22 protein-coding genes are annotated in these 18,593 nt (G+C 69.6%); 10 read left to right on the forward strand and 12 right to left on the reverse strand.

Annotation, left to right across the window (positions count from 1 at the left end; translation table 11 throughout):
- Positions 1–51: 51 nt before the first annotated feature.
- The 4 genes from QC180_RS04730 to mscL all read left to right on the forward strand — a co-directional run bounded on the left by QC180_RS04730 (position 52) and on the right by mscL (position 2,384).
- A complete protein-coding gene (locus QC180_RS04730) occupies positions 52–651 on the forward strand; it encodes a 5-formyltetrahydrofolate cyclo-ligase (protein ID WP_278261888.1) in 600 nt (199 codons plus the stop codon).
- Between the two features lie 69 nt (positions 652–720).
- Entirely contained in the window at positions 721–1,014 is a 294-nt protein-coding gene (locus QC180_RS04735; RefSeq protein ID WP_278261354.1) for an FmdB family zinc ribbon protein, read from the forward strand.
- An 86-nt stretch (positions 1,015–1,100) separates the two neighbouring features.
- Positions 1,101–1,772, forward strand: a complete 672-nt coding sequence (locus QC180_RS04740; protein WP_278261355.1) for an SAF domain-containing protein — start codon at positions 1,101–1,103, stop codon at positions 1,770–1,772.
- Positions 1,773–1,931: 159 nt separating this feature from the next.
- On the forward strand, positions 1,932–2,384 hold the full coding sequence (gene mscL, locus QC180_RS04745) for a large conductance mechanosensitive channel protein MscL (protein WP_278261356.1): 453 nt from the start codon (positions 1,932–1,934) through the stop codon (positions 2,382–2,384).
- Between the two features lie 74 nt (positions 2,385–2,458).
- Here mscL and QC180_RS04750 read toward each other — a convergent pair whose 3' ends face one another.
- From QC180_RS04750 to QC180_RS04790, 9 genes are all read right to left on the reverse strand, one after another.
- The gene (locus tag QC180_RS04750) at positions 2,459–3,049 is read right to left on the reverse strand and encodes an MspA family porin (RefSeq protein WP_278261889.1); all 591 of its coding nucleotides are present in this window, start codon (positions 3,047–3,049) and stop codon (positions 2,459–2,461) included.
- Between the two features lie 117 nt (positions 3,050–3,166).
- Positions 3,167–3,838 carry an MspA family porin gene (locus tag QC180_RS04755; RefSeq protein ID WP_278261357.1) on the reverse strand — a complete coding sequence of 224 codons (672 nt, stop codon included), beginning with the start codon at positions 3,836–3,838 and terminating at the stop codon, positions 3,167–3,169.
- Between the two features lie 271 nt (positions 3,839–4,109).
- Positions 4,110–4,769, reverse strand: a complete 660-nt coding sequence (locus tag QC180_RS04760) for an MspA family porin (RefSeq protein WP_278261358.1) — start codon at positions 4,767–4,769, stop codon at positions 4,110–4,112.
- A 65-nt stretch (positions 4,770–4,834) separates the two neighbouring features.
- Positions 4,835–5,515, reverse strand: a complete 681-nt coding sequence (locus tag QC180_RS04765) for an MspA family porin (protein WP_278261359.1) — start codon at positions 5,513–5,515, stop codon at positions 4,835–4,837.
- A gap of 523 nt (positions 5,516–6,038) precedes the next feature.
- Positions 6,039–6,227 (reverse strand): hypothetical protein, encoded by a 189-nt coding sequence (locus QC180_RS04770; RefSeq protein WP_278261360.1) that lies wholly within the window; start codon positions 6,225–6,227, stop codon positions 6,039–6,041.
- A 5-nt stretch (positions 6,228–6,232) separates the two neighbouring features.
- Entirely contained in the window at positions 6,233–6,778 is a 546-nt protein-coding gene (locus tag QC180_RS04775) for a MogA/MoaB family molybdenum cofactor biosynthesis protein (RefSeq protein ID WP_375930051.1), read from the reverse strand.
- Positions 6,775–8,163, reverse strand: a complete 1,389-nt coding sequence (locus QC180_RS04780; protein WP_278261362.1) for a trypsin-like peptidase domain-containing protein — start codon at positions 8,161–8,163, stop codon at positions 6,775–6,777. Before QC180_RS04780 ends, QC180_RS04775 begins: the two co-directional genes overlap by 4 nt.
- A gap of 98 nt (positions 8,164–8,261) precedes the next feature.
- Positions 8,262–9,716, reverse strand: coding sequence for a sensor histidine kinase (locus QC180_RS04785; protein ID WP_278261363.1), 1,455 nt, complete (start codon positions 9,714–9,716; stop codon positions 8,262–8,264).
- Between the two features lie 9 nt (positions 9,717–9,725).
- Complete coding sequence (locus tag QC180_RS04790) at positions 9,726–10,412, reverse strand: response regulator transcription factor (protein WP_278261364.1); 687 nt, start codon at positions 10,410–10,412, stop codon at positions 9,726–9,728.
- A 303-nt stretch (positions 10,413–10,715) separates the two neighbouring features.
- Between QC180_RS04790 and QC180_RS04795 the strand changes: the two genes are divergently transcribed.
- The 6 genes from QC180_RS04795 to QC180_RS04820 all read left to right on the forward strand — a co-directional run bounded on the left by QC180_RS04795 (position 10,716) and on the right by QC180_RS04820 (position 16,556).
- Positions 10,716–13,706 carry a sensor histidine kinase gene (locus tag QC180_RS04795; RefSeq protein WP_278261365.1) on the forward strand — a complete coding sequence of 997 codons (2,991 nt, stop codon included), beginning with the start codon at positions 10,716–10,718 and terminating at the stop codon, positions 13,704–13,706.
- On the forward strand, positions 13,703–14,107 hold the full coding sequence (locus QC180_RS04800; protein WP_056813970.1) for a roadblock/LC7 domain-containing protein: 405 nt from the start codon (positions 13,703–13,705) through the stop codon (positions 14,105–14,107). The genes QC180_RS04795 and QC180_RS04800 overlap by 4 nt, the downstream gene beginning before the upstream one ends.
- Positions 14,108–14,112: 5 nt before the next feature.
- Positions 14,113–14,484 carry a DUF742 domain-containing protein gene (locus QC180_RS04805; RefSeq protein WP_278261366.1) on the forward strand — a complete coding sequence of 124 codons (372 nt, stop codon included), beginning with the start codon at positions 14,113–14,115 and terminating at the stop codon, positions 14,482–14,484.
- 4 nt (positions 14,485–14,488) lie between these two features.
- Positions 14,489–15,088 carry a GTP-binding protein gene (locus QC180_RS04810; RefSeq protein ID WP_278261890.1) on the forward strand — a complete coding sequence of 200 codons (600 nt, stop codon included), beginning with the start codon at positions 14,489–14,491 and terminating at the stop codon, positions 15,086–15,088.
- Positions 15,081–15,845 carry an MHYT domain-containing protein gene (locus QC180_RS04815; protein WP_278261367.1) on the forward strand — a complete coding sequence of 255 codons (765 nt, stop codon included), beginning with the start codon at positions 15,081–15,083 and terminating at the stop codon, positions 15,843–15,845. The genes QC180_RS04810 and QC180_RS04815 overlap by 8 nt, the downstream gene beginning before the upstream one ends.
- A 486-nt stretch (positions 15,846–16,331) precedes the next feature.
- Complete coding sequence (locus tag QC180_RS04820; protein ID WP_278261368.1) at positions 16,332–16,556, forward strand: hypothetical protein; 225 nt, start codon at positions 16,332–16,334, stop codon at positions 16,554–16,556.
- Between the two features lie 210 nt (positions 16,557–16,766).
- Here QC180_RS04820 and rpmF read toward each other — a convergent pair whose 3' ends face one another.
- From rpmF to mrf, 3 genes are read right to left on the reverse strand one after another with little or no spacing between them, the layout of a single operon-like run.
- The gene (rpmF, locus tag QC180_RS04825) at positions 16,767–16,940 is read right to left on the reverse strand and encodes a 50S ribosomal protein L32 (RefSeq protein ID WP_278261369.1); all 174 of its coding nucleotides are present in this window, start codon (positions 16,938–16,940) and stop codon (positions 16,767–16,769) included.
- 3 nt (positions 16,941–16,943) lie between these two features.
- Positions 16,944–17,210, reverse strand: a complete 267-nt coding sequence (locus tag QC180_RS04830) for a type B 50S ribosomal protein L31 (protein ID WP_278261370.1) — start codon at positions 17,208–17,210, stop codon at positions 16,944–16,946.
- Entirely contained in the window at positions 17,207–18,511 is a 1,305-nt protein-coding gene (gene mrf, locus QC180_RS04835) for a ribosome hibernation factor-recruiting GTPase MRF (protein WP_278261371.1), read from the reverse strand. The genes QC180_RS04830 and mrf overlap by 4 nt, the downstream gene beginning before the upstream one ends.
- Positions 18,512–18,593: the final 82 nt, after the last annotated feature.

The following is an 18,593-nucleotide window of genomic DNA, read 5'->3' on the forward strand; positions in this document are numbered from 1 at the left end:
GACGTCGCGACGATCCGGCGTCGGCAAGAGCTTAGGGTGGTCGCTGTGGAGATGCCCGGTGAGCGCACCAAATATGCGTGGCGGACCCGGATACTGGCCGATCGCGCCCAGCTCGGAGCCGCCGAACACGCCGCCGAGGCGACCGCGTTGGCCGCGCTGACGCCCACCCTGGCCGGGGCGGACGAGGTGGTGTGCGCCTACGTACCGATCCGCGGTGAACCCGGCGATCTCCGCATGCTCGACGCGCTGCGCGCGGGCGACGCCACGGTGTTGCTGCCGGTCACCGGCGAGCCCGGCCCGCTGAGCTGGGCGCGCTACGAAGGCCCGGACTCCCTGCGCAAGGCCCGCTTCGGTCTGCTCGAACCGACGACACCGACCCTGCCCCCGCAGACCGTGGCCGAGGCGACGACGATCCTGGTCCCGGCGCTGGCGGTCGACCTGCGCGGCGTGCGCCTCGGGCGCGGCGCGGGCTACTACGACCGCACGCTGGGCGCGGCGCGGGCGGGCACTCGCCTCATCGCCGTGGTGCGCGATACTGAACTGGTCGACCGGCTGCCCGAGGAAGCGCACGACCGGCGGATGGGGTGGGCGCTGACACCGCGCGGCGGGCTGCGCGAATTGGGCGATGACCTTCCCGTTCGCCCGGAATGAAAAGGCGATTCGCGACGTTGGCAGTGTCGGCGGTAGAGTGCTAGATCGACGAGACTTGCGGAGGATCCTGTGCCAACTTATTCGTACGCGTGCACCGAGTGTGACAACCGCTTCGACATCGTTCAGTCCTTCTCCGACGACACACTGACGGAATGCCCGCAGTGCTCCGGGAAGCTGCGGAAGCTGTTCAACTCGGTCGGCATCGTCTTCAAGGGCAGCGGTTTCTACCGCACCGACAGCCGCGGCGGCGCGTCCACCGCGAGCGAGCCCGCCAAGACCTCCTCGGACGGCAACGGCAGTTCGTCGGGTTCGGCCACCACCTCGAGCGCCGGAACCAGCTCCGCACCCGCCGCTGCCAGCTGATTCACCAGTTGTCCACAGCCCCGTAGTTATCCACAGGCGGGGCTTTCGGCGGCTCTACCGCCCGCGCCGCTCCCTAGGCTTCGAGCATGACTCGCAGTCTTGCCGATCTGGGGCGCGGTAGCGCCTGGCGCTTCGCCCTCGGTAACCGTCCGGCCTGGGCCGATGCCCTACTCGTTCGCCGCGTCCTCGCGGGCCTGCTGGCCGTGACGGCCCTGGCCCTGTTCGTACGCGGCGACCCGGGCGCCCAACGGCACGACTTGGTGGTGGCCGCCCGCGATCTCGCGCCCGGCAGGCTGCTCACGGCCGAGGACCTGCGCGTCGACCAGCACGAATCCCGCGCACTGCCCAGCGGCGCGCTCACCGAGACCACTCCCCTGCTCGGCGCCACCCTCACCGGGGCGATGCGCGCGGGCGAACCCTTCACCGATCTGCGCGTGGTCGGCCCTCGGCTGGCCGAGGTCGCGGCGGGCAGCGCCGAGGCCAGGATCGTGCCGATCCGGCTGGCCGATCCGGCGGTGGCCGAAGTGTTGCGCGCGGGCGATCGGGTCGATGTGGTCGGCGTCGAGGACGCGGGCGCACCCGGCGCGGCCCGCCCGGCGCGCACGCTGGCCACCGACGCCGCGGTCCTGCTGGTCACCGCCACCGGCGAGCGTCGATCGGGGGCGGAACGGGTGGTCCTGGTCGCGCTGGCCCAGGAATACGCGGCCGCGGTGGCCGGTGCGTCGCTGCGGACGGCGCTCACCGTCGTCCTACATTGAGACCGGGTCCGCGGGGGGCCGACCGCCCCGCGAATAGTTCGCGAGAAATTTGCCGCGACTGTCGTTAGCATCAAGCAAAGACCAGCACGACCGTTTCGCATCATTCGACAATGGAGCGCAGCGCCCTGGGCAGGCTCCGGTACGAAGGAGACATCGGCAATGCTCAAAGGTTTCAAGGATTTCCTACTCCGCGGCAATGTGGTCGACCTGGCTACCGCGGTGGTCCTGGGTACGGCGTTCGTCGCGATCGTCACCGCGTTCACCGACGGGATCATCAATCCGCTGCTGGCCATGTTCGGCGGCACCGACGAGCCGGGCTGGGGAATCCAGCTCGATCCGGACAAGCCAGCGACCTTCATCGCGATCGGTCCCATCGTCACCGCCGCCATCAACTTCCTGATGATCGCGATCATCCTGTACTTCGTGCTGGTGCTGCCCGCCACCATGGCCAAGAAGCGGTTCTCCAAGGCCGACGAGAAGCTCACCGAGAACGAACTGCTCATCCAGATCCGCGACCTGCTCGCCGCCGACCGGGGCGCGGCGCCCAACGGCAAGCACAGCCTCCTGGGCGAGCAGACCGAAGCCACCGGCGACGGCAAACACACGTACTGAATCCGGTTGGCCACCACAGACTTCCGGGGCCCGGTCACCTGAGGTGACCGGGCCCCGGGCTATCGGATCGCCGATCAGCCGAGGCTGAAGGGCTGGCCCCACAGCGTGACCCAGCTGATCACGTTATCGGTCTCCACCTCGACGCTGACGAACGAGCGCGCCTGCGCGTAACCGCCGCAGCCGGACAGGCCGATGGTCTCGTCGGCCCAGGTCACCGAGCCGGACCCGCCCTGGAAGGCGTTGCGGGTCTTGTGCGATTCGTCGCCGTAGTCGTCGGGCATCTCGAGATCGAGGACGTAGAAGGACTTGGACTGGCCGGGGCCCAGCGTGAGCGAACCGCCGCCCAGACCGACCGCGCTGTCGGCGTCGAAACCGCCCTCGCCCGAGGGCCCGCCACCCGCGATATTGACCTGGCAGCCGACGGTGTAGCCGGGGAAGATCTTCCCGCCGCCCTCACCCGACACCGTCACCTGGGCACTGCCCGAGACCCACGCATTGCGGTGCGCGGGCGTCGATCCCATCGACGGATTGATGTTCGCGGATTCCCCGACCATGCTGATGTCGACGACCGTGCCGTCGGACAAGGTCTTGGTGATGTGGCCGCCCGGCAGCGCGACGAAGGTGTCGGCGTCGGCCGCACCGGTGGAGAACAGACCCAGCGCCATGGTCGCCGCGGCGGTGAGACCGACCGCGCGCGTCAGGCTTGCAACATTGATCTTCACAGTTGACCCCTCGAGGGTGAATTCGGTTGAGCTAGCGAGAATGTCGTGACTCGGCCGAACTCAGCCGATGCTGAACGGCGCGCCGTACAGGGTCGTCTTCGAATAGTGGTCACCGATGATCTCGACGACCGTGTACGACCGGGCCTGGGCATAGCCAGCGCACCCCTGGATCTGGATCTCGGCGTCCTGGTAGTCCACCGAGTAGACACCGGGCTTCAGGATGTCCTTGGAGCTGATCTGGACGAAACTCACCTCGCCGGGACCGAGGTTCAGGCCGATCGAGGCCTCACCCAGCGGACCGTCCATGGTGTCGGCGCCGACGGCGGCCTGCGCGCTGATCGCCTCGTCACCGATGCTCACCTGGCATCCGACGATGTAGCCCGTATTCAGCTGCGACGCACCGTGGGTGGACGAATTGTTGGAGCCGGATCGGTTGGACGGGCCGTTCCACGGACCCACCTCGCCCTCCGGAGTGACCTGCACATCGGCGCGCGCGCTGCCCGACACCCACACCACGCGGCCCGCGCCGTTGGCGGCCAGCGACGGGGAGATGACGGCATGCTCGCCGGTGCGGCTCACGGTGACACCTGGACCGTTCTTCTGGCCGTCCGGCAACGGCACGAAGGTATCCGCGTTGGCAGCACCGGCCGACAACAGGCCGATCGTCACGGCCACTGCGGCGCTCGCGCCCCAGGCGCCGCGACGCACGCGGTTGGTGCGGTTCTCGCTCATTCTTCCCCTCGAGGTGTACGCAAAATTCGACCTCGACCATCGAGGCCGATATCTGTGTAGTGCGCCCGGTCCCAGCTGGGGTGTGCCACAAGGCAATCACCGCTGGCAACAGAGCAGAGCGCTCTGCCGGGAGGTGGATCGAGAAAGCTGAAAGCCGCCACAAACATAATGAGCCGACCGGCCGATGTCCAGCGCCTTGCGAATTCGGCGAAATGCCAAACGGGCCGGTCGCTCGCGCGACCGGCCCGTGATGTGTTCGGGATATGGCGAATCAGCCGAGGCTGAAAGGCTGACCCCACAGCGTGACCCAGCTGATCACATTGTCGGTTTCCACCTCGACGCTGACGAACGCGCGCGCCTGGGCGTACCCGGCGCAGCCCGACAGGCCGATGGTGGTGTCGGACCAGGTCACCGAGCCGGAGCCGTCGGCGAACTTGTTCGACTTGCCGTGCGACTCCGAGCCGTAGTCGTCGGCCTTCTCGATGTCGAGCACGTAGAACGAGGACGACTGGCCGGGGCCGAGCGAGAGCTCACCGCCGGTGCTCACGCCCGCGTCGACATTGCCCTCCCAGTCGCTGCCCAGATCGCCACCGCCGGAGACACCGCCGCCGGAGATGTTGACCTGGCAGCCCACGGTGTAGCCGGGGAAGATCTTGCCCGAGCCGCCGTCGGAGACGGTGACCTGCGCGCTGCCCGAGACCCACGCGTTGCGGTGGACCGGGGTGGCGCCCATCGACGGGCTGATGTTGGCCGACTCGCCGACCAGGCTGATGTCGACGACGGTGCCGTCGGAGAGGACCTTGGTGATGTGTCCGCCCGGCAGCGGAACGAAGGTGTCGGCGTTGGCCGCACCCGTGGAGAACAGGCCGACGGCCACGGTGGCCGCGGCCCCGACACCGGCTGCCTTCGCCAGGTACTTACGGTTGATCATTGATTTTTCCCTCGAGGAGTGAGTTCGCCGCAGCGAGAAGAAGATTCGTACCGGTTCGACAGACGTCAGCCGATGCTGAACGGCATCCCGTAGAGGGTGGTCTTCGAGTAGTGGTCGCCGATGATCTCGACCACGGTGTACGCCCGGGCCTGCGCGTAACCGGCGCAGCCCTGGATCTCGATCTCCGCGTCCTGGTAATCGATGGCGTAGGTGCCCGCCTTCAGGATGTCCTTCGAGCTGATCTGGACGAACTTGACCTCGCCCGGGCCCAGGTTGACGCCGATCGAGCCACCCGCGGTCACGCCGCCGGTGCTGATGCCGCCGGACACACCGGCGCCGATCGCGTCGTCGGCGATGCTCACCTGGCAACCGACGATGTAGCCGGTGTTCAGCTGGGAGGTGCCGTGGGTGGAGGAGTTGTTGGAACCGGGGCGGCCCGACGGACCGTTCCAGGGGCCGACTTCGCCCTCGGGGGTCTCGGCGACCTCGGCGATCGCGGTGCCCGAGACCCAGACGACGCGACCCGCGCCGTTGGCGGCCATCGACGGGGAGATCAGGGCGTGCTCGGCGGTGCGGGTGATGGTCACTCCGGCAGGGCTGACCTTCTGACCGTCCGGCAACGGTACGAAGGTATCGGCGTTGGCGGCACCGGTCGACAGCAGGCCGAAGGCCACGGCGGCCGCGGCAGCGCCGACGCTCGCGGCGCGGGCGCCACGACGCACACCAGTGGTGCGGTTCTCGCTCATACTTCCCCTCATCAGGTGTCTAACAGCCGGTCTCGACTTTCGAGACCGAACGGGTGGACCTCACAGGCCCAGCTCAGTGTGTCGCCCCTTTGTTGCCGTTGCGTAACCAACTGTTATTTCGACGATACGGCGGGGGCTGTGCGCGGAACCCGAGCCAGGGTTCCGCCAAAGGGGGTTGATCGACACACGGAGCGGGGTGGTGAGGGCCGGTAGTTGCTGGCCCGATGGCGAACATTAAACGCTGCGGCGGCTTTACGCCAAGGAAAGAGTTCGTAAATTTCAGCGTCGACACAGACACGGATGCGCACATCGCAACATGCTTTGACGTGCATTTATGCATCAGTGTCCGGGAGCGTCAACCGGGATCGACGGAGCCGGAGCGAACCGGACAAAGGGTGCTTATACGACAAAAGACCACGCTGTCGCGTGGTCTCGGGGAATTCGTCACCGCTTCGCAATCACCGCGAACAATACATTCCGGTGAGGTTTTATTACCGGAGCGTTACGCGGGATAACGGTGCGGTCACCCGTGGTGCGGCGGAACCTGCGCGCGCAGCCATTCGTCATTGTCGCCCGAGTGCTCCGAACCACGTTCGTCCCGGGTGGTTTCGGGCAGCACGTCACCGAAGATCCGGGCCAGGCGCAGGGCCTCGGCGGCCTTGCGCCGGGCCGCGTCCCGCTGCTCCGGTGAGGTGCTGTCCGACGTCGTCATCGAGCTCACTCGTCCAATCCGGAGAGCTCGCCGATCACCTTGCTGGCCAACGGACCCAGCGTCGCCATGCCGTCGCGGATGGCCGCGCGGGTGCCCGGCAGATTCACCACCAGGGTGCTGCCGGAGATCCCGGCGACACCGCGCGAGAGGCCCGCGTCGAGCGAACCGGCGACGCGACCGGACGCGCGCAACGCCTCGGTGATGCCCGGCAGATCGCGGTCGAGCACCTGGGTGGTGGCCTCGGGGGTGACATCGCGCGGGGACATACCGGTGCCACCGACCGAGATCACCAGGTCGACACCGCCGATCACCGCGGTGTTGAGCGCGTTGCGGATCTCGACCTCCTCGGCCTGCACGCTCACCGAGGCGTCGACGAGAAAGCCCGCCTCGTTGAGGAGTTCGGTGACGAGCGGGCCGAGCGAATCCACCCCGCCATGCGCGGTTCGATCGTCGACGACAACAACCAGTGCACGCCCTGCCACGGGAGCATCGATGTCCATGCTCATCACCGTAGCGCCTACACACGACAGCGCAGCGCTCGAACGCATCATCGGCCACCCTCGGCCGCGGCGGCGGTGAGCGTGACCTCGACGGTCTTGGCGTTACCGCCCTGCTCATCGGTGTAGGTGAGCTTCACCTTGTCGCCCGGCTGGTGCGAGCGGACCGCGGCGATGAGCGCGTCACCGGAGTCGATCGGCCGGTCGTCGAGGCGGGTGACGACCGCGCCCACCGGGATGCCCGCCGCGGCGGCGGGGCTGTCGGGGGTCACCTCGAGCACCCGCGCGGCCGAGTCCTGCGGGCGCAGCTTGATGCCGATCTGGGCGTAGGTGGCGTGGCCGGTCTTGATCAGTTCGTCGGCCACGCGGCGGGCCTGGTCGACCGGGATCGCGAACCCGAGGCCGATGGAACCGCTCTGGGCGCCCGCCGCCTCGCCGCCGAGACTGGCGATGGCGGTGTTGATGCCGATGAGTTTGCCCTGTCCGTCGACGAGCGCGCCGCCGGAGTTGCCGGGGTTGATCGCGGCGTCGGTCTGGATCGCGTCGATCACCGGGTTCACCCCGCTGGGCACGCCCTCACCGCTGGTGGAGACCGGTCGGTTGAGCGCCGAGACGATGCCGGTGGTGACGGTACCGGCCAGGCCGAGCGGGGACCCGATGGCGATCACCGACTGACCCACCGCCAGCCCGTCGGAGGTGCCCAGCTCGATCGGGGTGAGGCCGGTCTTGCCGCTGACCTTGATGACGGCCAGATCCGAGACGGGATCGGCGCCGATCATGGTGGCCGGGGCGGTGCTGCCGTCGCTGAAGACGACCTCCATCTTGGCGCCGCTGCCCGCGCCCGCGGCCACGTGGTTGTTGGTGAGGATCAGCCCGTCGGAGGACAGCACCACCCCGGAACCCTCCCCGGAGGCGCGATTGCCCGCGACCTTGATCATCACGACACTCGGCAGCACCCGCTGCGCGACGGCCTGGGTGGACCCGGCGGGGGCGTTGGCGACATTGTTCACCGCGGGCTTGGGCGCCTCGAGCGCATTGGTGACGGTCGCGGCGTCCGAGCCGGTGGCCAGCACGCCGACCGCGCCGCCGATACCGCCGCTGACCAGCGCGATCGCCGTCGCCCCCGCGATCAGTCCCAGCCGCAGCGGCTTGCGCGGCGCGGCCGGGGCCGGACCGTAGGGGCCGGGATGACCGCCCTGCGCGGGGCCACCGAAGGCGGGCGGAACGGCGGCGTACCCCTGCCCGGTGTAGCCGCCGTGCTCGCCCTGCGGAGGGGCCGCGTAACCCTGCCCGGTATGCGCGGCCGCGAAGCCCTGCTCGCCCTGCGGGGGAATGGCATAGCCCTGGGCGGGCGGCGGGCCGTACGGATGGGGATGATCCGCGCCACCCGCTCCGGCACCGGGCTGGTCAGCGGGTCGCTGCTGGGGATCGTCGGTCATGGTTTCAGTCTCCTCACGCTTGCCGACCAGCTTCGCGACGGCTACTGAGAGGCGCCTGAGATCGCGCCGTCAGTTTTCCGAGACTCCGGTTCCGGCGCTCAGATCGCCGCGGTTTCGTCGGGGAACACCGGCGCCTCACCGGGCAGCACGATCCGCACCAGCGCGCCGCCGCGCGGGGAGGTGTCCACCACGATGGTGCCACCATGCTTGGTCACCACCTGCTTGACGATGGCCAGCCCGAGCCCGGAACCGGGCATCGAGCGCGAGGCCGTGGTCCGGTAGAAGCGCTCGAAGACCAGCTCCCGCTCCCCCGGCGGAATGCCGGGACCGGCGTCGCCGACCGACAGTTCCAGCAGGCCCTCGCCCACCGGACGCATGGCGATGCGGACCTCGCCCTCGGGCGGGCTCCACTTGGCGGCGTTGTCGAGCACGTTCAGCACCGCGCGTTCCAGCCCCGCCTCGTGCCCGTAGACGAACCAGGGCCGCAGTTCGGCGGTGAAGGTGATGCCGGTGCCACGGCGACGGGCCCGCTCCAGCGCGCGCTCGGCCACGTCGCCCAGATCCACCCGGTCGTAGACGGTTTCGGGGGCGTCCTCGCGGGCCAGGTCGACCAGGTCGCCGACCAGGGTGGACAGCTCCTCGATCTGGGCCACCACGTCGGCGCGCAGTTCGGCCATGTCCTCGTCGGGCAACTGGGGCGCGCCCGGCCTGCCCGAGGCGATGAGTAGTTCCATGTTGGTGCGCAGCGAGGTCAGCGGGGTGCGCAGCTCGTGGCCCGCGTCGGCGACGAGACGACGCTGACGATCGCGCGATTCGGCCAGCGCGCGCAGCATGGTGTTGAAACTCTCGGTGAGCCGGGCCAGTTCGTCGTCACCGGTGACCGGGATCGGGGTGAGGTCGTCGGTGCGCGCGACCCGCTCGGTGGCGGCGGTGAGCCGGGCGATCGGACGCAGCCCGGTGCGGCCCACCGCGGTGCCCGCCGCGGCGGCCAGCACCACGCCGCAGGCGCCGACCACGAACAGCAGCCAGGCCAGCCGGTCGAGCACCTCGCGGGTGCGGTAGAGCTTCTGGGAGATGATCAGGGTGGCGCCGCTGTTGGTGCGCGCGGCGAGGACCCGCTGGTCACCGACGGTGCGCAGCGACGAGTTGAGCTTGCCGTCGGCCACGGCGAGTTCCTGGGTGCCGACCGGCGGAATGGTCTGCTGGGGCGGCATGTAGGGCTTGTGGTCGGCGTAGATCAGCGCCACGCCGACATCGTTGGAGAACAGCCCGGCCAGCACGATCGACTGGAAGCCGAGCATCTCGAAGTTGTTGTTGATCATGGTGGCCGCGCGCGCCTCGAGCTGGGCGTCGACATCGTCGTAGAGCGAGCGCGCCACCAGCGCGTAGGCGGCGATGGAGGTCACCGCCACGGCGATGAGTACCACCGAGGCGGCCAGTAACGTCACCCGCCAGCGCAGCGAGACCGAGCGCGTCAGCGGCATCGGCGGACGCATCTCGCCCGCGTCGGGCGGGCGGCGCAGGGCCGCGACCGCGGGCTCCTTGTGTGCCATGTCCGCCGCCTACGGAGGGGTCTCGCGCAGCACGTAGCCCACGCCACGCACGGTGTGGATCAGCCGCAGCTCGCCGTCGGCCTCGGTCTTGCGGCGCAGATAGCCGATGTAGACCTCGAGCGCGTTGCCGGAGGTGGGAAAGTCGTAGCCCCACACCTCCTCGAGGATGCGGCCGCGGGTGAGCACCCGACGCGGATTGGCCATCAGCATCTCCAACAGGGAGAACTCGGTGCGGGTCAGGCTGATGGCGCGATCGCCGCGCGCGACCTCCCGGGTGACCGGATCCAGCGACAGATCGGCGAACACCATCGCCTCCGACGCCTCACCCGCGTCGGGGGTTCGTCGACGCAGCAGCGCGCGTAAACGCGCCAGCAATTCCTCCAACGCGAATGGTTTCGGCAAATAATCGTCGGCACCGGCGTCGAGACCGGCCACCCGTTCGGAGACCGAATCGCGGGCGGTCAAAACGAGAATCGGCAGATCGTCGCCGGTGCTGCGCAGCCTGCGGCACACTTCCAGGCCGTCCAGGCGCGGCATCATCACGTCGAGCACGAGAGCATCGGGCCTGGCAGCGGTCACTTTCTCGAGCGCGTCCATGCCGTCCACCGCCAGGTCGACGGTGTAGCCGTTGAAGCTCAGTGACCGGCGCAGGGATTCCCGCACGGCACGGTCGTCGTCGACTACCAGAATGCGCATGCGCCCAGTTTGCCGTGACCGACTGAGAACGCACTGAGAGGGTACGCCGCGACGAAGAACGGACCGGTTCGTCTGTAACCTGTCAGCGAACGTTGGAGCTCTTGACAAAGCCCCACGAATCGTCTTTGTGGCAGCGCATATTCGGCGAATTTCCAGGGGTGTGGCCCGGATTGCCGTTGATCACCCAGCACGGTATCTTTCCTGCGGTATAACAAGACCTCCAGTTGGTTCTGCGCTCGCATCGCTCCGCGACCTCCCCGCGCGGGCCGGAGTCACACGTGGAAGCAGAGGCAACGCACGCGGATGGAACCTGCATCGCGCTCCTGGCAATTCAGCCTGTCCAACTGGTCGGTAACGCGCAAGGTCGGTGTGGTGCTGGTGCTGCCGGTGATGCTGGCGACCGCCTTCGCCGTGCTGCGCATCAACAACGAGCTGCAGACCATGACCCAGCTCGGCGCCGCCACCGAACAGGCCACCGTCCTGCGTCCGGTCGTCAAGTTCGCCACCGCGACCGAGCAACTCGCCGTCGCGGCCACGGCCAACTGGGGTGCGATCGCCGACCCGCAGACCGACGCCGCCCTGACCACCTACGACCAGGCGCTCGCCGAGGTCCAGAACGCCCTGCGCTCGGCGCGCATCGACCCCGCCGTCGCCGCCGACCTCGCCGCCGCCACCGCCACCGGCGCCACCCTGCGCAACACCGTGCGCGGCGGCTCCCCCGCGATGGTCAGCGAGCAGACCGACGAGATCGCCGACCGCATCGGCAACGCGCTGGCCAAGACCCCGGTGGTCGAGGACTTCGTCGTGCAGCGCTACTTCCTGCAGCTGACCGCGCTGCACCAGGCCCGCCGGGTGCTCACCAGGGAACGCACCCTGGTGGTGTCCCCGGAGGCCACCAGCACCCCGAGCGCGCGGGCCAAGATGCTGATCGAGCTCGGTTCCGAGTCGACCATGATCAAGACCTACGGCATGATCCTGCCCGAGAACGCGGGCGCGATGGCCTCGCTGCTCGACGCGGTGCAGACCCGGATCAGCGTGTTCAGCCAGAACAACGGCGACCCGACGACCAACGCCGCGGTGCTCAACACCCTGCAGGTCAGCGCCGACACCTACGCCTCCACCATCAACACCCTGCTCGACACCGTCGACCGCACCCTCGACGCCAACACCGCCACCGCCCAGACCGCCGCGCTGCGCGAGACCACCCTGGTGCTCGGCATGCTGCTGGCCGGTCTGGCGCTGGCGCTGGCGGTCGCGCGCACGCTGGTCGTGCCGGTGCGCAGGCTGCGCCGCGACGCGCTCGAGGTCGCGCACGTGAAGCTGCCCGACGAGCTGGCCGTGGTGCGCAGCGGCGGGGCGACCCCCGAGATCGCCCCGGTGGGCGTGCATTCCACCGACGAGGTCGGACAGCTGGCCCGCGCCGTCGACGAGATCCACGAGCAGGCGCTGAATCTGGCCGCCGACCAGGCCCGCCTGCGCCTGCAGATCGGCAACATGTTCGAGACGCTCTCGCGCCGCAGCCAGTCGCTGGTCGAGCAGCAACTCGCGCTCATCGAGGAACTCGAGCACGACGAGGACAACCCCTCGCGCCTGCAGACGCTGTTCCGTCTCGACCACCTCGCCACCCGTATGCGCCGCAACGGCGACAACCTGCTCGTGCTCGCCGGTACCGCGCTGCGGCGTGGGCATCTGCCGCCGGTGCCGCTGTCGGACATGCTCTGGAGCGCGGTCTCGCAGGTGGAGGACTACCAGCGCGTCGAGATCGGCAACGTGCCCGACGGCGTGGTCGCCGGTGAGTCCGCGGTCGACATCGAGCACCTGCTCGCCGAGCTCATCGACAACGCCCTGCGCTACTCGCCGCCGAGCACCTCGGTGGCGGTCATCGTGGGCCGCGCGGTCGACGGCGGGTACCTCATCGAGATCACCGACCGCGGCCTCGGCATGTCGGCCGAGGACCTGCAGACCACCAACGACCGGCTCGCCTCCGGTGGTGAGGTCACCATCGAGACCGCCCGCCGGATCGGTCTTTTCGTGGTCGGCAGACTGGCCAAGCGGCACACCATCACCGTCAGCCTGCGGCGCACCGCCGGGCAGCCCGCCCAGCCCGGCATCACCGCCAGCGTGCATCTGCCCAGCGCGCTCGTCGCGCAGACGCCCGCGTCCTCGGGTCCGCCGACCGGTCCCAACCCGATCGTGTCGACCGGCCCGAACCCGCTCGTGCCCGGCGCGATCGGCCCGCACGCGCTGACACCGGCCGACATCACCGGCCCGAACCCGATCATCGCGCCCGACCTGTCCGGCGCGCACCCGCTGCTGCCGTCGTCGGCGACGGGTCCGCACCCGCTGATTCCGTCGACCGGACCGCACCCCCTGGTCCCCTCGGCGTCCACCGGTCCGCATCCGCTGGTCCCCTCGGCGGCCACCGGCCCGCACCCGCTGGTTCCCCCGGCCGCTCCCGGCGCACACCCGCTGGTGCCGACCGGCCCGCATCCGCTCGTCCCGACCGGCCCGACGCTGGTCCCCCTGGACGCGAACGCCCCGAGGACCGAAGCCGGGCTGCCGCAGCGCCGCCCGGCCGCGGTGCCGACGCCACTGCCCGAACCGGTGCCGGTCGACTCCGAGGAACCCACCGGCCTGTGGGCCGAGCACGAACACGACACCGACGACCTGCCCGCCCCGCCCGCCGAACCCGAGCCCACCCCGCGCCCGCTCGGCCTGCCGCAACGCCTGACCGCGCCGACCCCGGTCGAGCCGGAGCCGCGCCCCGAGCCCGAGCCGCGCCGCCCCGAGCCCGAATCCCGCCGCGCCGAGCCCGAATCGCACCGCGCGGAGCCCGAGCCGCTACGTCCCGAGCCCGAACCGCGCCGCGCGGAGCCCGAACCGCAGCACGCCGAGGCCGAACCGACGCCGACCACCACGAGCACCCGGCTGCAGCCGGTCACCGGTGAGGCGCCGACGCCGATCTACCAGCGGATGGTCTCGGAATGGCTGGTCGAACCCGCCACCGCGCCCGCCGAATCCGGCGGTGCCAACGGTGGTTCCTCGTGGAGCGCGCCCGGTGACGACGGCTGGTCGGCGGCGGCCAGCGCGGGCAGCCCGCCGACCTCCTCCCGCACCGTCGGCGGCCTGCCGATCCGGAAACCAGGGGCCCAGCTGGTGCCCGGCGGACTGTCCCCGGCCGAGGAAGCGGGCCCGCGCGATCCCGAGGAGATCCGCAACAACTTGACCCGACATCTCAGCGGCGTTCGCAGTGGCCGCGCCGAGATCCAGCACAACGACGGAGGCCTCGAATGAGCAACGCGCATCCCACGGACGAGAACCTGAACTGGCTGGTCGCCCGCTTCACCCGGGATGTCCCCGGGGTCTCGCACGCGGTGCTCGTCTCCGCCGACGGCCTGCTGCAGGCGACCAGCCCGCACCTGCCCGCCGACCGCGCCGAGCAGCTGGCCGCGGTGACCGCGGGTCTGGCGAGCCTGTCGATGGGCGCGGCGCATCTGTTCGACGGCGGCAAGGTGATGCAGTCGATCGTGGAGATGCAGCGCGGCTACCTGCTGGTGATGAGCGTCGGAAACGGCTCGCACCTGGCGGTTCTGGCCAACAAGAGCCACGACATCGGCCGGATCGGCTACGAGATGGCGCTGCTCGTCGACCGGGTGGGCTCGGCGGTCACCGCCACCGCCCGCTCCGCGGGCTAGGTGAGATGTCGAGCCCTTACGGATCCGAAAACCGGCCGACAACCCGGGTCAGGCCCTACGCCCTCACCTCGGGTCGCACCGAGCCCGCGATCGCGCTGCCGCTGGAGGCGGTGATCGAAACGGTCTCCTATACCGCACACTTGGAGTGGCCCGCAGGCGATCTGCGGACCGAAATCGTGCGTCTGGGCACACATCGGCTCTCGGTCGCGGAAATAGCCGCATACCTCGGGCGCCCACTGGGTATGGTCCGGGTAATGATCGGCGATCTCGTAGTAGGCGGGATTCTTCGAGTGCATTCGACGCTGACCGAGCAGGCGAGCTACGACGAACGCCGATCACTGATGGAGAGGACTTTGCGTGGACTCCGTGGCCTCTGATGGCATGCGCCCACCGACACCGGACCAGCGCGTCGCGTCGACGAAGATCGTCGTGGCGGGCGGATTCGGCGCCGGGAAGACCACTTTCGTGGGGGCGGTGTCAGAGATCGTGCCACTGCGCACCGAAGCGATGGTGACCCATTTCTCCGACGGCATCGACGACCTCGCCGAGACGCCGGAGAAGGAAACCACCACCGTCGCCATGGACTTCGGCCGCATCGTGCTGCCGGGCAACCTGGTGCTGTACCTGTTCGGCACCCCGGGCCAGAAGCGCTTCTGGTTCATGTGGGACGACCTCATCCGCGGCGCCATCGGCGCGGTGGTGCTGATCGATACCCGCAGGCTGGAGGACAGTTTCGCCGCCGTCGACTTCTTCGAGGCGCGCGGCCTGCCGTTCCTGATCGCGGTCAACCGCTTCCCCAACGCCCCGCGTTTCCCGATCGCCGAACTGCGCGAGGCGCTCTCGGTGCGCGAGGGCATCCCGATCGTCGACATCGACGCGCGCAACGCCGTCGAGGTCCGTCAGGCCCTGGCGGCGGTGACCGAATACGCCATCGCCCAGCTCGAACCGCAGCAGTTCGAGGGGGCGGGCAGGCGTGGTTGACGCGCTCGCCGCGACCGGAGCCGACGCGTTCGGGCGCGGCGGCGGGGTCGCCTGGCTCGCCCCGGCGCTGTCGATGCTCGGCGCGCTGGTGGCTTTCGCCTGTGTGCGGCACGCGCGGTACTCGATCAAGTTCCGGCTGCTCTGGCTGACGATGGCGGCGGTCTCGCTCGGCGGAGTGGGCCTGTGGCTGGCGAATTCGGTGGCGTTGCTCGGCGTGCGGGTCCATGACAGTCCGCTGCGCTACAGCGGTGCGATCGGCACCTCGGCGCTGGCCATCGCGGTCGTCGGGGTGCTGGCCGGACTGCTGATCGGCGGGCGCACACCGCAGCTGCCGCGGGTGATCGTCGGCGGGCTGACGATGGGCGTGAGCATCGGGCTCTCGACCTACCTGACCCTCGACGCGCTCAGCGTGCAGGGCAGCGTCGAGGAGTCGCTGGGCCTGATCGGCCTGGCCATGCTGGCCGCGATCGCCCTGTGCACCGCGATGCTGTGGGCGTTCCAGTCGGTGCGCCTGATCGGCCTGCGGGTGCTGGCCTCGGCGCTGTTCGCGCTGGGTGTGGCCGGGGTGTACCACCTCGGTGTCTCGGCGCTGGAGTTCTCGATCGACCCCGGCACCCGCGCGCCCACCGGGCTGCAACTGTTCGATCTGGTGTTCCCGATGTTCGTGATCGGCGCGCTGGGCCTGACGGTGCCGATCACCGCGGTGCTGGTGGCACCGGACCGGCGGGACGCGGTCACGCCGTCGGCGACCAGCTAACGTCCGGTTTGCCGGAAAATTTGTGGACGTCCGCCCCATTCGCGAAATCTCGCGCGAGACTGCGGATTCGATCGAAAAACCGCCCCTGAAGTGGCGATGAGCGGGTTCTCCGTCACCGGAGAACCCGCCCTCGTGCACGAGAGTACATACCCGCCCAGGACTCCGCATCAGGTGTTCCGGAATTCTCTTGTGCCAGAAAACAAACCGCGAGTCGGTAATCGCGTCGCCAGCAATCGCCCGGCAAGCCCGACGACCGTCTCTCACCAAGTGGTATGCGTCACAGGGTTAACCGGCCGATTGCCCCGCTCCCACCTCACGCCCCTGAACAGGCACGACAGTGCGCGAGCAAGCCCCCTGAACAGCAGGCTCCCGACAACACCCCGAGCACGGCGCGTTCCCGCCCCACACACGACCCGGCGGGACTATCGTCGCGGATGGGCGCTGTCCGTCTCGCCCAGACATCCGGGTTCGTTCGAAGGAGTTCGCATGGCCGTCAACGTGGTGCTCGACAAAGTTCTCGACAAGGAATTCGAAAACAAGACGCTCGCGGAGATCCTCGCCGCACCGCCGTCGGCCCTGGCCGGGCTGACCGAGGCGCACGACAAGCAGCTGCTCGAGGCGCTCAAGATCAAGACCATCGCCGACCTGGGCAACAACAAGTTCTTCCAGCTCGCCGCGACACTCGTCGAACTCGCCGAGCGCGAGGGCTGAATCATAGGCGGCTGGCGCCGCGGGTTTGCGGCCCCCTTGGGCCTCGCGTCCGAGGGGCGATACTTCGGCTTCGCCGTGACGTCTCGCCCCTCGGACGCGAGGCGGGCCGCAAACCGTCGTGGTCGGGTCGCATAGGCAATGGCCTGCCAGGTTTCACTACCTGGCAGGCCATTGTGGTGTCGGTCGCCCGACTCCGGCGCGGCGCGTCCCTCAGATCCGCGAGGGGTCGATCAGGCCACGTCGCACGGCGTTGACGATACGTCGTGGCACGCGGTATTCCACGCCCGCCACGGTGACCGGAACCAGTTGCGGCACCGCCGCCTTCCACTGTGAACGCCTGCTGCGGGTGTTCGAGCGCGACATCCGACGCTTGGGAACCGCCATGACTCAGCCCTCCTTGCCCGCGCGGGCGCGCTTGCCGTACTTGCGTTCGAACTTCTCCACCCGGCCCTGGGTGTCGAGATTGCGGTGGGTGCCCGTCCAGAACGGGTGCGAATCCGAGGTCACATCGACCATCAGCAACGGGTAGGTGTTGCCGTCGGTCCACTCGACGGTGCGGTCGCTGGTCGCGGTGGACCTGGTCAGGAACCGCTTGCCGGTGCTCGCGTCCTCGAACACGACCGGGTGGTAATCGGGGTGGATGCCCGCTTTCATGCTGATTCTCCTCGGGGGTTGGTGCGCTCGCTCGCCGTGGCGGGCGCCTCGGCGGGATCGGCGCAGGGGTCTTCGTGCCAGTCGCCGAAGGGGTCCTCCCACAGCGCGACTCGTTCCGGCGCGCGGTCGACCAGCAGCAGCTCGTCGTCCTCGACCAGGGCCCAGTGCAGGGCGTGCCGGATCTCGGCCGGGTCCACGTCGTGGGCCAGGATCACCAGCGACACATCGCGATCGCCGAACCGCTCGTCCCAGCGCAGCGCGGCCATCGCCCGGCGGTCCGGATCGGCCTCGGCCTGTTCCTCGGGACTCATGGCCGCCAGCCAGCGCCCGGCGCTGCCGACGCGCAGACCGCCGCCCGCCGACTCCAGCCAGACCACCTGGTCGGGCTGAGTGGCCAGCCAGATCCGGCCGCGCGCGGTGACCACGCCGTCGAAGAGCACGTCGAGCGCGTCGTGCAGGCGCACCGGATGGAACGGCCTGCGGGCGGCGAACTCGATGATCGAGACACCGTAGTCGGTGGCCAGCGGCGGCTGCCCGCGCAGCAGCGGGGCGTGCGCGTCGAAGATCCGGCCGCGTCGGGAGTCGGCGGGCACACGGGTGAGCAGCGCGCCGATCTCCATGTCGTCGAAGCCGGTCAGCGTGTCGAGCCAGGCCGTCGGCGCCGCGGGGGCGAGCCGGTCGAGCACCGCGCCCAGCCGCTCGCGTTCGAGCGCGTCGACATCGGTGGCCAGCACCACCAGCGCGTCGGCGAACTCCACCTGACCGACCGCCACCTGGGCGACCGTGCGCTCGTCGTCGGCTGCGGCCAGGCCGCGATCGGCCAGCGCCTCGTCGCCGGTGGCGTCGGCCAGCCACTGCTGCCCGTCCAGGCAGGTCAGCACGGCCTCGATGCGGACATTGCGGCTCGCGGGCCCGTCGACCCGATCCGCCACCCCGGTGACCTCGACGTTCTCGATCGCCTGGCTCAGCGCCTCGGCCTCGATGGCCGGGTCCAGCGCCAGCACGATGCGCCGCACCGGCTCGCGCGCGGCGAGCGTGCACAGCATCGGCAGCAGGTCGGCGCGCAGCGTGCACGACACACAGCCGTGCGCCAACTCGAGCACGGTGGTGGTCACATTGCCCGCGGTGTGCACGGTGCGGCGCACCACGCCTTCGCGCAGTTCGGCCAGGTCGTGGTGCACCACCACGGTGCCCGCGTCCTGGCTCAGCGTCGCCGCGATGTGCTCGACGCCGCTCATGGCGGGTCCGGAGAAGCCAGCCAGCAGCACCACGGGCGTTCTCCGGTCGGACTGGTCCAGCACCCGATACCCCTTTCGATAACGATTTTCATTTACCCGAGGGCCAACGGTACAGTGCGGAATACCTGTTGTCGAAAATGGTTGT

This window comes from Nocardia anocheti (assembly GCF_029675105.1).
Lineage (GTDB): Bacteria > Actinomycetota > Actinomycetes > Mycobacteriales > Mycobacteriaceae > Nocardia.